The sequence below is a fragment of the Serratia sp. Ag1 genome (assembly GCF_000743355.1).
Classification (GTDB): domain Bacteria; phylum Pseudomonadota; class Gammaproteobacteria; order Enterobacterales; family Enterobacteriaceae; genus Chania.
This window is the reverse complement of the sequence record NZ_JQEI01000011.1, coordinates 172,900-185,790: the sequence shown is the minus strand read 5'-3', so window position 1 is coordinate 185,790 and position 12,891 is coordinate 172,900. Positions and strand designations below refer to the sequence as shown.

General features: G+C 50.8%; 12 protein-coding genes and 1 pseudogene. 7 read left to right on the top strand and 6 right to left on the bottom strand.

The window, feature by feature from the left end:
• Positions 1-113: 113 nt before the first annotated feature.
• From IV04_RS07185 to pth, 3 genes and pseudogenes are all read right to left on the bottom strand, one after another.
• Positions 114-938 (bottom strand): annotated as a pseudogene (locus IV04_RS07185) (tyrosine-type recombinase/integrase); the annotation flags it as partial.
• A gap of 214 nt (positions 939-1,152) precedes the next feature.
• Entirely contained in the window at positions 1,153-2,244 is a 1,092-nt protein-coding gene (gene ychF / locus IV04_RS07180) for a redox-regulated ATPase YchF (protein WP_037398732.1), read from the bottom strand.
• Between the two features lie 1,102 nt (positions 2,245-3,346).
• Positions 3,347-3,937: an aminoacyl-tRNA hydrolase gene (pth, locus tag IV04_RS07175; RefSeq protein WP_037398734.1), complete on the bottom strand. Its 591-nt coding sequence runs from the start codon at positions 3,935-3,937 to the stop codon at positions 3,347-3,349.
• Positions 3,938-4,251: 314 nt separating this feature from the next.
• Here pth and ychH point away from each other — a divergent pair, with 314 nt between their 5' ends.
• Positions 4,252-4,530, top strand: coding sequence for a stress-induced protein YchH (gene ychH / locus IV04_RS07170; protein ID WP_037398736.1), 279 nt, complete (start codon positions 4,252-4,254; stop codon positions 4,528-4,530).
• Between the two features lie 150 nt (positions 4,531-4,680).
• Here the strand turns inward: ychH and prs are convergent, their stop codons facing one another.
• From prs to lolB, 3 genes are all read right to left on the bottom strand, one after another.
• Positions 4,681-5,628, bottom strand: a complete 948-nt coding sequence (prs, locus tag IV04_RS07165) for a ribose-phosphate diphosphokinase (RefSeq protein WP_004390739.1) — start codon at positions 5,626-5,628, stop codon at positions 4,681-4,683.
• 173 nt (positions 5,629-5,801) lie between these two features.
• Entirely contained in the window at positions 5,802-6,668 is an 867-nt protein-coding gene (ispE, locus tag IV04_RS07160; protein WP_037398740.1) for a 4-(cytidine 5'-diphospho)-2-C-methyl-D-erythritol kinase, read from the bottom strand.
• On the bottom strand, positions 6,665-7,288 hold the full coding sequence (gene lolB, locus IV04_RS07155) for a lipoprotein insertase outer membrane protein LolB (protein WP_037398743.1): 624 nt from the start codon (positions 7,286-7,288) through the stop codon (positions 6,665-6,667). The genes ispE and lolB overlap by 4 nt, the downstream gene beginning before the upstream one ends.
• 231 nt (positions 7,289-7,519) lie before the next feature.
• On the opposite strand from lolB, the gene hemA reads away from it, so the two are divergent.
• The 6 genes from hemA to kdsA are packed head-to-tail and all read left to right on the top strand — an operon-like array spanning position 7,520 to position 12,841.
• A complete protein-coding gene (gene hemA / locus IV04_RS07150; RefSeq protein ID WP_037398749.1) occupies positions 7,520-8,776 on the top strand; it encodes a glutamyl-tRNA reductase in 1,257 nt (418 codons plus the stop codon).
• A 37-nt stretch (positions 8,777-8,813) separates the two neighbouring features.
• The gene (gene prfA, locus IV04_RS07145) at positions 8,814-9,899 is read left to right on the top strand and encodes a peptide chain release factor 1 (protein ID WP_037398751.1); all 1,086 of its coding nucleotides are present in this window, start codon (positions 8,814-8,816) and stop codon (positions 9,897-9,899) included.
• A complete protein-coding gene (prmC, locus tag IV04_RS07140; RefSeq protein ID WP_037398754.1) occupies positions 9,899-10,729 on the top strand; it encodes a peptide chain release factor N(5)-glutamine methyltransferase in 831 nt (276 codons plus the stop codon). The genes prfA and prmC overlap by 1 nt, the downstream gene beginning before the upstream one ends.
• A gap of 18 nt (positions 10,730-10,747) precedes the next feature.
• The gene (locus tag IV04_RS07135) at positions 10,748-11,146 is read left to right on the top strand and encodes a SirB2 family protein (protein WP_037398757.1); all 399 of its coding nucleotides are present in this window, start codon (positions 10,748-10,750) and stop codon (positions 11,144-11,146) included.
• Positions 11,143-11,952, top strand: coding sequence for an invasion regulator SirB1 (sirB1, locus tag IV04_RS07130; protein WP_037398759.1), 810 nt, complete (start codon positions 11,143-11,145; stop codon positions 11,950-11,952). The genes IV04_RS07135 and sirB1 overlap by 4 nt, the downstream gene beginning before the upstream one ends.
• Before the next feature lie 34 nt (positions 11,953-11,986).
• Positions 11,987-12,841 carry a 3-deoxy-8-phosphooctulonate synthase gene (gene kdsA, locus IV04_RS07125; protein ID WP_037398762.1) on the top strand — a complete coding sequence of 285 codons (855 nt, stop codon included), beginning with the start codon at positions 11,987-11,989 and terminating at the stop codon, positions 12,839-12,841.
• The last annotated feature ends 50 nt before the right edge of the window (positions 12,842-12,891 follow it).

Sequence of the window (12,891 nt, the reverse complement as noted above, 5' to 3'; positions counted from 1 at the left end):
TGGCACGTTAGCCAAAACAATAGAGGAGAAAAACACAGAAAACTGAATGCTACAAGCGGACATCAGAAATGAGGAAAACCGGACAAAATAAATGTGGAAAAGCGGTCATTAGGCGGTGGTTTTGACACATGCTCTCGCCGGGCTTTCATTCGAGTTGCCGGTATGGTCCATAGTGCTTTTTCTAAGTCGAATTCAGACCACTCTGCTTCTGTAACTTCTGCGGGGCGCGCCAGCGTCCACCACATCAACCACATGCAATAGTTAACCTGGTATGTGCCACGGCTGTTATCGAAGTTGCTTAATAGCTTCCCGATTTGCTGCTGATTTAATGCCTGCTTATGCTGAGTTTTATTTGCTGGAATTGCTTTGCGTACAGGCCAGACGGGATCGCTATCTGCTCTTAGAGTAGCTACAGCCAACTCAAAAACAGATGAGATGGTACGTCTGGCTTCAGCGGCGACGGTAGGTGCCCCGCGTTTCGCTGTTTCTTGTAGTATTTTCAAAATGTGATGGGGTGTGATTTCCCTAACAGGGAGCCGACCAATTGACGGGAATACTACGCGCTCAAGCATATCAAGGCGGCGTATTTTGGTGATTTCCGCCCAGTCCTTCATCTGCAACCACTCTTTGGCGATGAGCTCAAAAGTGTTGGATGCATCGTTAACCTTGCGGATTTTGTCTAACTGCCTTGCTTGTGCAGGGTTGATTCCTTCCATAACCTGTTTGCGTGCCAGTTCACATTTTTCTCGCGCTTCGCCAAGTTTCACCGTTGGATATTCACCCAGCGCAAACATGCTGGATTTGCCGCTAAGTTTGAACCGATAACGCCATGCTTTCTTGCCGTTGGGTTTAACTTCGAGATACAGGCCGTTGAAGTCGTTGAGTCGATAGAGTTTTTCTTTCGGTTTAGCAGTGCGGCATTGTACATCAGTGAGCATAACGTATCCTTGTACATTTCTTATACCGTTATTGTACTCACCTAAAGCGGAGATGGGAACTGATTGTACTCACCTACGTACTCATTTTTTACTGCGCTTTCATGAAATCACGTGAGACGACATAAAAACAAAAATCCACGCAATTCCGTGGATTTTATAAGGTTTATTGGCCTTTATGACTCGTCATGAGATGTCATGCGACGAGCAAAACCATTTAGACGTTAAACAGGAAGTTCATTACATCGCCATCTTTAACGATATAGTCTTTACCTTCCGAACGCATTTTACCGGCCTCTTTAGCACCTTGTTCACCTTTGTAGGCAATAAAGTCTTCAAAAGAGATGGTCTGTGCGCGGATAAAGCCTTTTTCAAAATCGGTGTGGATCTTGCCTGCAGCCTGTGGCGCGGTTGCACCAACCGGGATCGTCCAGGCCCGCACTTCTTTTACACCTGCGGTGAAGTAGGTTTGTAAATTCAGCAATTCGTAACCCGCACGAATGACACGGTTTAATCCTGGCTCTTCCAATCCCAGTTCAGCCATAAACTCGGCGCGATCTTCATCTTCCAGTTCAGCAATGTCAGATTCGACAGCGGCGCAAACAGCCACAACGACGGAACCTTCCGCTGCTGCAATTTCACGCACTTTATCCAGGTATGGGTTATTCTCGAAACCGTCTTCGTTGACGTTAGCGATGTACATGGTCGGTTTCAGCGTCAGGAAGCTCAGGTAACGGATGGCGGCTTTGTCTTCAGCCGTCAGATCCAGCGCGCGCAGCATGCCAGCATTTTCTAACTGTGGCAGACATTTCTCCAGTGCTGCCAGTTCGGCTTTAGCGTCTTTGTCACCGCCTTTGGCTTTCTTCTGGACACGATGAATGGCACGTTCGCAAGTATCCAGGTCAGAGAGTGCCAACTCGGTATTGATCACTTCAATATCGTCGGCGGGATCGACCCGGTTATTGACATGGATAATGTTGTCGTTTTCAAAACAGCGCACCACGTGGCCAATTGCTTCGGTTTCGCGGATATTGGTCAGGAACTGGTTACCCAAACCTTCGCCTTTAGAAGCCCCTTTTACCAAACCTGCAATATCCACAAATTCCATGGTGGTGGGGAGAATACGCTGAGGCTTAACTATCTCGGCCAACTGATCCAGACGCGGATCGGGCATCGGCACCACACCCGTGTTAGGCTCAATGGTACAGAACGGGAAGTTGGCTGCTTCAATACCCGCTTTAGTCAACGCATTGAACAAGGTGGATTTGCCAACGTTAGGCAGACCGACAATACCGCATTTGAATCCCATGTTTATGTCACCTTAAATATCTTAGCTATCAGTGGGTTAAAACTAACCCACTGCATAAATGGTAAAGTTATCTCACTATTATACACGTAATGCGTGCTTATCTCGATCTGACAGTTGCCGGGTGTGCTGCTAACGCATTTGTATTCAGATTCGGCTGTGCATTGATTAAGCAATTAATGATCCATCAATTGGGTAGACGGTATCAAGTACAATTGTTTCATTTTTAATGAATGTTATAATGTGAAATATAATTTAACTATTCTTAAAATACGTTGTATTAATTCGGATGTACTATTGGTAACTAAGGGTATTCTGTAATTAGCCATTAAACACTAATAATTTGATGATACTATCGCAGGGTCATTTAAAATTTTAGCTTAAGAAAGTATGTGGCTCAGTAGGCCAATACTGACTCGAATTATTTAGTGTATAAAGGTGATAGTGAATTTTTTGATTAAAAATTGATCTGTTTTTATGGCTGTTGAGCGGCAAGATAATCAGGGGGAGCACTTGTCCCTACTGTTTACAAGGCCGATAGCGGCAGTAGGGTATGAAATTGAAAAGATTAAAATTTAAGCAAAATAAGAATTGTCTTGTATCGCTTTTCGTTTATATTAAATTTAGTGTAACTAGGCTACAGTTTAATCAGCAAAAAATAGCTATTTGGTTTATTTAAGATATTTCTCGCTTTGCTGAGATATTTCTCAATTATCTCCAGCAAGGAAACTTAAGAATTGTAAATTTATCAGTTGCTATTGTTGAGGTAATTTTTTTCATATAATATTCGCACATTATTTTTGATATATTAATATCCAAGGGAGAAACTATTCCATGAATGGAGTCTATGCATTTCTGGCGCCGATACTCTTATTGCTATCCGTCATATCATTTATTATTCACTTCCGTAACGAACGTAAAAAGACGTTGATTGAACGGCCTTTTCATGCAGCAAAAGAGGCGAAAGAGGGCGCAGTACCTGGCGTTACGCTACAAAGTGGTGGGCAGGCGACTCAGCCATACTGTGCGCCAAGCAAGTTTTGCCGTTTTTGCCCAATGAGAAAATAAGCCAAACGAGTGTTCTTACTCTCGTTTGGCCTTGCTGTTAGAGAGTGGCCTTAAATGTATGTAAACGGTTCATGGCTTTTGTCATGCCTTCCTGCAATAAAATCTCCGTACAACGCAGTGACTCATCAATAGCATCATCAATCAGCTTTTGCTCTGTTAACGGCGGTTTGCCAAGCACAAACCCTACGACTTTGTTTCTGTCGCCGGGGTGGCCGATACCAATGCGTAAACGATAAAAGTTCGGGGTATTGCCAAGCTTGCTTTGAATATCTTTCAAACCGTTATGGCCGCCGTTACTGCCACCCAGTTTTAGCTTGGCCACTCCCGGTGGCAAGTCTAACTCGTCGTGGGCGACCAGAATCTCTTCTGGCTGGATTCGATAAAAAGTTGCGATAGCAGCGACGGCCTTTCCACTGAGATTCATAAAGGTGGTCGGGACCAGCAACCGAACATCGTTGCCTGCCAAATTCAAGCGGGCGCTGTAGCCGAAGAATTTGCTCTCTTCCTTCAACGGTTGGTTGTGGCGCTGTGCCAATAAATCGACATACCACGCACCCGCATTGTGCCGCGTATGGGCATATTCTGCGCCCGGATTTGCCAGGCCAACAATCAATTTGATACTGCTCACGAGGGATTCACTATGATCAGGATAATGGAAAGGACGGTAGTTTACCTGTCGGCACGCTGAATGACAAAAGCCCTGATCGTGATGTTTCCCGCTTAATGGGGGCTACTGGCGCGAAAGTAGATAATACATTAGGGAAATCATTCAATTTGTTAGCTAATTTTTAGCGTTGCGTAAAGATTTGTCGATATTTATTTGTCATTTGTGAGCCTTAACGCAATACCCTTATTGTAAGAATGCCTATACTTAACTTATCGAAGTGGGTTAACAATTTGTGTGTTATCCCGAGTTGGCACATGACGCGATGGAGGTGGCATATGAAACGTAGAAACGCTGGCTTAATGGGCAACGTTCTAATGGGGTTGGGAATGGTGGTGATGGTGGTGGGTGTTGGATACTCCATTCTTGCTGAAGTTTCACAACTCAATTTGCCGCAGTTTTTTGCTCACGGTGCTGTTATGAGCATTTTCATCGGCGCACTGCTTTGGTTGGTAGGGGCGCGTATTGGTGGGCGTGAACAGGTGGCGGACCGTTATTGGTGGGTAAAACACTTTGATAAGCGTTGCAAAAACAACCAGCATCATTCATCTCATTGAGCCGCTTTGCACCAAGGAAAACCGCCAGCAAGATGGTTTAGATTAATGCATAAAAAAACCCGTTGTTGCTTGTCGCTTCAACGGGTTTTTGTTTTCTGCCAGGCTTAACCGACCGCTGCGGCGCAGGTGTTGGCTACGCCGGGCAGAAGATTAATGCTCAAACATGGCAGAGATTGACTCTTCGTTACTGATACGGCGGATGGCTTCAGCCAGCATACCGGACAGGGTCAGAGTACGGACGTTTTTCAGCGCTTTGATTTCTGCCGACAGCGGAATGGTGTCACAGACGATCACTTCATCAATCACCGAGTGCTTAATGTTTTCCACGGCGTTGCCGGAGAAGATCGGGTGCGTCGCGTAGGCGAATACGCGCTTGGCACCGCGTTCTTTCAACGCTTCAGCCGCTTTACACAAAGTACCGCCGGTATCAATCATATCGTCGACCAGCACACAGTCACGGCCCGCAACGTCACCAATAATGTGCATCACTTGAGAAACGTTTGCGCGCGGGCGACGTTTATCAATGATAGCCATATCGGTATCGTTCAGCAGTTTGGCGATGGCGCGAGCGCGCACAACACCACCGATATCAGGGGAAACCACAATCGGGTTCTCCAGATTCTGTTGCAGCATGTCTTCCAGCAGGATCGGGCTGCCAAATACGTTATCTACCGGGACATCAAAAAAGCCTTGGATCTGCTCAGCATGCAGATCCACCGTCAGTACGCGGTCAACCCCGACACTGGAGAGGAAATCAGCAACAACTTTGGCTGTGATTGGCACGCGGGCGGAACGCACACGGCGATCCTGGCGGGCATAACCGAAGTAAGGGATAACAGCAGTAATACGACCTGCGGAGGCGCGACGCAGGGCATCAACCATAACAACCAGTTCCATCAGGTTGTCGTTGGTCGGTGCACAGGTGGACTGGATGATGAAAATATCACCGCCGCGTACGTTTTCGTTGATTTGCACGCTCACTTCGCCGTCGCTAAAACGACCTACAGCGGCGTCACCAAGGCTGGTGTACAAACGGTTGGCAATACGTTGTGCTAGTTCCGGGGTGGCGTTACCAGCAAAAAGCTTCATATCAGGCACGAGAAGAACCTCAGGCTTGCGTCCAGAGAAGATATTGTCATACGGCCTTCGCCAAGGGGCAGTTGGCGACACCGACGCAATAACCATACGGGTAAGTAAAACTAAATTGAACCGCAGGCAGCGCCGAGATGGCAGGGTTTAGTGTAAATAACCCTGCGCAGCGAAACGTTGAGCTACGACTCAGACTGCCCTGAACGGATGCGATGTAGTGGTGAAACGTTAACGCCACGCGCTACAAATCCACGCAACCAGGCCGGGGCTTGATTTAACACCTGAAGGGCGGCGGGCTCGGAGTCGAATTCTGCAAACACACAAGCACCTGTGCCAGTCAGGCGTGACGGCGCATATTGTAACAGCCATGAAAGAAGCTGTTCAACCTCGCGAAAACGTTTTCTTGCAATCGGTTCGCAATCATTTGCGTATGGAGCCTGTAAGAGGGCACTCAGTGGGCGAATTGGGGTGTCTCTTTTTAATTCAGGGTCGGCAAAAATGACGGGCGTAGGGATACTGACGCCAGGGTGGGCCACCAAATACCACTTTTCTGCCGGATTTGCCGGTTGCAGTTGTTCGCCGATGCCTTCAGCAAACGCCGCATGCCCACGCACAAATACCGGTACATCGGCCCCGAGATCCAGCCCCAACGCTGCCAACTGCTCGTCGCACAAGCCGCAATGCCACAATTCATTCAGTGCAACCAGCACCGTGGCCGCGTTGGATGAACCGCCCCCCAACCCGCCCCCCATCGGCAGGCGTTTTTCAATGCGGATATCAGCGCCACGCGGCGGCGTATCTATGGCGTGGGTAGTGCAGTATTGCTGTAACAAACGGGCGGCACGCACGATCAGGTTTTGTTCATCTGGCACGCCCGCAACTGGCGTCAATAGCTGGATCTGGTCATCCTGGCGTGGTTCGATGGTCAAGGTATCGCCGTAATCCAGGAATTGAAACAGTGTCTGTAGTTGGTGGTAGCCGTCAGCGCGACGGCCAGTGACATAAAGAAACAGATTAAGTTTTGCCGGAGAGGGCCATTGGTGAATCATTTAAGCGTCCAATTATCCATTTTCAGCTTGATGCGCTGGTCACCCTGTTGCAGTTCAAGGCGGCTTGGCAACGGCGGTTGCTGATCGGAATCGTAATCCTGATAAGTCACCGTCCAGGTGAGAGCGCCCTGCTGATAGGTCAGCTTGCTCAGGCGGTACTGATCGTCGAGGGTGAAGTCAGTGGCTTCTCCTGGCAAACCTAACATCCATTGGCGCAGGTTGTTCAAAGGAATGGCCATCCCGGTCAGCTTGCGGATCATCTCTTCCGCATCGTTGCTGGTGTAGCGCTTGCCTTGGCTATCACTCAACTGAACCACTTCTTTCTGTACGTTAAGTTCTAACTCGGTGCTGCCCAGCGGGTTGGTTAACAACAGCCGGTAGCGATCGGGGGTATATTGTTGCCAGAAGAAGCGGGCGTAGACTTTTTTCTGATCGGACAGATAGGCGAAAGCGCCACGGGTCTGATACTGCTCGAGCTGCTGCACAGCCTGCTCGTGCGCCCGCCACTGTGGTGAGGTTGGGCTGGTGGCAGGGCCGCTCGGTTTGAACAGCGTACAGGCGCTCAGCAGCAGGCTGGCCAACGGGAGCAGGCGAAGCAAATTAACTTTGCGGATAGGCATAACTTTTTGTTGTCCTTTTGTCCTTACGGGCGGGTCGAGCGAAACCAGTTCTTTGCTACTCAGGTTCACGGTAAACCCTGGCGTCGGCAATGTTACTCAACATCTCACATCAAGGAAATAACTATACTAGCGATTGATTGGAAGATGCGGTTGTTGCTTTTATTGAGGTCGAGCATCAAGTAGAATGCCACTTAATGAAAACCCGTACCAAGATAAGTATTACTCGAAGCAATGACCCTGCTCGCGTTAGGTATTAATCACAAAACCGCACCGGTTTCTCTGCGAGAACGGGTAACCTTCTCCCCAGAGTCGATCGAACAAGCGCTGACTAGCCTGCTCCAACAGCCGTTGGTGCGGGGCGGTGTTGTATTATCTACCTGCAACCGTACCGAACTGTACCTCAGCGTAGAGCAACAGGAACACCTGCGCGAGCAGTTGATCAATTGGCTATGTGAATACCATCATTTGCGCCCGGAAGACGTCAGCAAAAGTGTGTATTGGCACCAGGGGGATGAGGCGGTCAGCCATTTGATGCGCGTCGCCAGTGGCCTGGATTCATTGGTATTGGGTGAACCGCAAATTCTTGGGCAGGTCAAAAAAGCCTTTGCTGACTCGCAACGCGGCCAATCACTTTCTGGCGAACTTGAACGCCTGTTCCAAAAATCCTTCTCGGTTGCCAAACGCGTCCGCACTGAAACTGAAATCGGTGCCAGCGCAGTTTCGGTCGCCTTTGCCGCCTGCGCCTTGGCACGTCAGATTTTCGAGTCTCTGGCCGAACTGAACGTGTTGCTGGTGGGGGCTGGTGAAACCATCGAACTGGTGGCACGCCATCTGCGTGAGCACAAAGTCAAGCATATGATTATCGCCAATCGCACCCGCGAACGCGCCCAGCTATTGGCGAAAGAAGTGGGGGCGGAGGTGATTACTCTGCCGGAGATCGATGAACGCTTGGCAGACGCCGATATTATCATCAGCTCTACCGCCAGCCCGCTGCCGATTATCGGTAAAGGCATGGTGGAGCGCGCCCTGAAAGCACGCCGCAATCAGCCGATGCTGTTGGTGGACATCGCGGTACCGCGTGATATTGAACCTGAAGTCGGCAAACTGGCGAACGCCTATCTGTACAGCGTGGACGATCTGCACGCTATTATTCAGAACAACCTGGCACAGCGTCAGGCGGCGGCGGTGCAGGCGGAGTCGATCGTTGAGCAGGAAAGCATCAATTTTATGGCCTGGTTGCGTTCGCAGGGCGCGACGGAGACCATTCGTGATTACCGTTCGCAGGCCGAACAGGTTCGTCTGGAAATGGAATCGAAAGCGCTGTCTGCCATTGCGCAGGGGGCGGACGTTGAGTTGGTTATTCAGGAACTGACTCGCAAATTGACCAATCGTCTCATTCATGCTCCCACCAAATCCCTCCAACAGGCCGCCAGCGATGGCGACATGGAGCGGTTGCACATTTTACGCGACAGCCTCGGGCTGGATTAGCTTAGTTTTCTCTCATTAACGGGGTTTAAAACCACGCATGAAGCCTTCTATTGTTGCCAAACTGGAAGCGTTACAAGAGCGCCATGAAGAAGTACAGGCGCTGCTCGGCGATGCCGGGGTTATTGCCGATCAGGATCGGTTTCGCGCATTGTCGCGTGAATACGCGCAGTTGACCGATGTCAGCCGCTGTTTCCTGGAATGGCGTCAGGTGCAGGAGGATTTAGCAACGGCAGAAATGATGCTGGACGATCCAGAAATGCGTGAAATGGCGCAGGATGAGCTGAAGCAGGCTAAAACCGTTGCTGAAGAGCTGGAACAGCAGTTGCAGGTTTTACTGTTGCCGAAAGATCCAGACGATGAGCGCAGTTGCTTTTTGGAAGTGCGTGCAGGCACGGGCGGCGACGAAGCGGCTATTTTCGCAGGCGATCTGTTCCGCATGTACAGCCGTTATGCCGAAATGCGCCGCTGGCGCGTGGAGATCATGAGTGCCAACGAAGGTGAACACGGTGGTTACAAAGAGGTGATCGCCAAGGTTTCTGGTGATGGTGTTTATGGCCAGTTGAAATTTGAATCGGGTGGGCACCGCGTGCAGCGCGTGCCGGAAACCGAGTCGCAGGGCCGTATTCATACTTCTGCCTGCACCGTAGCCGTGATGCCAGAAATACCGGAAGCCGAACTGCCAGAGATTAACCCCAGCGAACTGCGCATTGACACCTTTCGTTCCTCCGGTGCCGGTGGTCAGCACGTTAACACCACCGATTCGGCGATCCGTATTACTCACTTGCCAACCGGCATTGTAGTGGAATGTCAGGACGAGCGTTCGCAGCATAAGAACAAAGCCAAAGCGATGTCGGTGCTCGGTGCGCGTATCCGTGCTGCCGAAATGGCGAAACGCCAGCAGGCAGAAGCGTCAACCCGGCGCAACCTGTTGGGCACGGGCGATCGTTCTGACCGTAACCGCACCTACAATTTCCCGCAGGGGCGCGTGACCGATCACCGCATCAACCTGACGCTTTACCGCTTGGATGAAGTGATGGAAGGTAAGCTGGACATGCTGATTCAGCCGATCGTGCAGGAATATCAGGCTGATCAGTTGGCTGCGCTGTCGGCAGAGCCTGAGTAATGGATTATCAAACCTGGCTGAAGGCCGCCGTTGCCCGCCTGACGGCGAGTGAAAGCGCCAGGCGTGATGCGGAAATTCTGTTGGGTTTTGTGACCGGGCGTGCCCGCACGTTCCTGATGGCGTTTGGCGAAACCCTGCTGACGCCGCAGCAAACCGAGCAACTGGCCACGTTGTTGGCACGCCGTGAACGCGGTGAACCGGTAGCCTATCTGGTGGGGGAGCGGGAGTTTTGGTCGTTGCCGCTCTCGGTGTCGCCCGCCACCCTGATCCCACGCCCGGATACTGAATGCCTGGTGGAGCTGGCGCTAGAGCGTTTGCCCGCCGAGCCTTGTGCGATCCTCGATTTGGGCACGGGCACTGGCGCGATCGCGTTGGCGCTGGCCAGTGAGCGCCCGGATTGTCAGGTAATTGGGATCGATCTGCAACCTGGGGCAGTCACTCTGGCGCAGCATAATGCGCAGAAATTAGCGATCGGTAACGCTTCTTTCATGCAGGGTAGTTGGTTTACGCCGGTTGCTGGGCAGCGGTTTGCGCTGATCGCCAGTAATCCGCCTTATATTGATGCCACCGATCCTCATCTGGCACAGGGGGATGTGCGCTTTGAACCCAGCAGCGCACTGGTTGCCGACCAGAACGGGCTGGCAGATCTGGCGCTAATCGCACAGCAAGCGCTTGATCACCTGCAGCCACAGGGTTGGTTGTTGCTGGAGCATGGCTGGCAGCAAGGGGAAAGCGTGAGGGCGTTATTGAAGGAAGCAGGATTTAAAGCTATTGAAACCTGCCGCGACTATGGCGGCAACGATCGCGTGACTTTAGGCCAGAAATCATAATAAAGATAAGGAACCCGCATGGCAGCTTACATGGCGTTAAAACACCTGCATTTATTGACGGTAACTATCAGTATTATCTTGTTTATACTGCGCTTCTTCTGGAAATGGCGCGACTCGGCTATGATGCAGAAACGTTGGGTAAAGATAACGCCTCATATCAATGATACGCTGCTGTTGCTCACCGGGATTGCGCTGGTGGTCATGCTCAAGCTTTACCCGTTATTGAGTATGGACTCCTGGCTGACCGAGAAATTGTTTGGCGTTATTCTCTACATCCTGCTTGGCTACGTCGCATTGAGCAAGAAAACCAAGAACTGGACTAAACGCACGCTGGCGTTTGTACTGGCTTTGGGCTGTCTGTACCTGATCATTAAACTTGCCACGACGAAAATACCGTTTCTGATGGGATACCTATGAGTAGCATTGCTGATTTCGAATTTAACACCTCACCTTTGAGTGATGGGGTGATCCTGGTGTCGCAGGCCATCCGGCGCGATTTTCCTGCGGCGGAAGTGGCGCGCAGGTTGCAGCAACTGGCTGATGAAGCGCGAACCGCCATCCCGGACGATCTCAATCAGGAGCAGCAACTGGATGCGCTCATTGAGCTGTTTTTCAAAACCTGGGGCTTTGGTGGTGCCAGCGGTGTCTATCGTCTGTCAGATGCGATCTGGCTGGATAAAGTGTTGGATGCACGGCAGGGTACGCCAGTCTCGTTAGGGACGATTTTCCTCTATATTGCGCAACAGATTGACATCCCGCTGATGCCGGTAATTTTCCCCACGCAGTTAATCCTGCGCGCCGATTGGCTGGATGAAGATATGTGGTTAATCAACCCGCTGAACGGTGAAACGTTGAACGAACATCAGTTGGAAGTCTGGCTCAAAGGCAACCTGGGGTTGGGGGCGGAACTGGAGGATGACGATCTGTATGAGTCAGAAAACATCCTGGTGGTGCGCAAGATGCTGGACACGCTGAAAGCCGCACTGATGGAAGAGAAGCAGATGGAACTGGCGCTGCGAGCCAGTGAAGCCGTGCTGAGCTTTGATCCCGATGACCCGTATGAAATCCGCGATCGCGGGTTGATCTACGCACAACTGGAGTGCAACCACATTGCGATCTCCGATCTCAACTATTTTGTTGAGCAGTGCCCTGAAGATCCGATCAGTGAAGTGATTAAAATCCAGATCCACGCGATTGAAATGAAGCAGGTTACGCTGCACTAATTAATTCCGATTTATTTTTAAGAAGGGCGCAAGCATGAAACAGAAAGTGGTTAGCATTGGTGACATCAAGGTAGCGAATGACCTGCCGTTTGTGCTGTTTGGCGGGATGAACGTGCTCGAGTCACGCGATTTAGCGATGCGCATCTGCGAACACTATGTCACTGTGACGCAGAAATTGGGCATTCCTTACGTTTTTAAAGCGTCATTCGATAAAGCCAACCGTTCTTCCATCCACTCCTATCGTGGCCCTGGTTTGGAAGAAGGGATGAAAATCTTTCAGGAAATCAAAAGTACCTTCGGCGTGAAAGTGATCACCGATGTGCATGAAGTCGCACAGGCGCAGCCGGTTTCTGAAGTGGTCGATGTCATCCAGTTGCCTGCTTTCCTGGCTCGCCAGACCGATTTGGTTGAAGCGATGGCGAAAACCGGTGCGGTGATCAACGTTAAAAAACCGCAGTTCGTCAGCCCGGGTCAGATGGGGAACATCGTCGATAAATTCAAAGAAGGCGGTAATGACCAAGTGATCTTGTGCGATCGCGGCAGCAACTTTGGTTACGACAACCTGGTGGTCGACATGCTGGGCATCAACGTGATGAAGAATGTGACCGGTGGCCATCCGGTGATCTTTGACGTGACCCACGCGTTGCAAACCCGCGATCCGTTTGGCGCTGCATCCGGTGGCCGCCGTGCGCAGGTGACCGAACTGGCGCGTGCCGGTATGGCTGTTGGCTTGGCAGGGCTGTTTATTGAAGCGCATCCAGAACCGAACAGCGCCAAATGTGACGGCCCGTCGGCGTTGCCGCTGGATAAACTGGAACCTTTCCTGATGCAGATGAAGGCTATTGACGATCTAGTGAAAAGCTTCCCTGAACTGGATACCAGCAACTAAATTGTGGTGGTAAATCCAGCGAAGAGGCCCGGCAATCTGTCGGGCCTTTC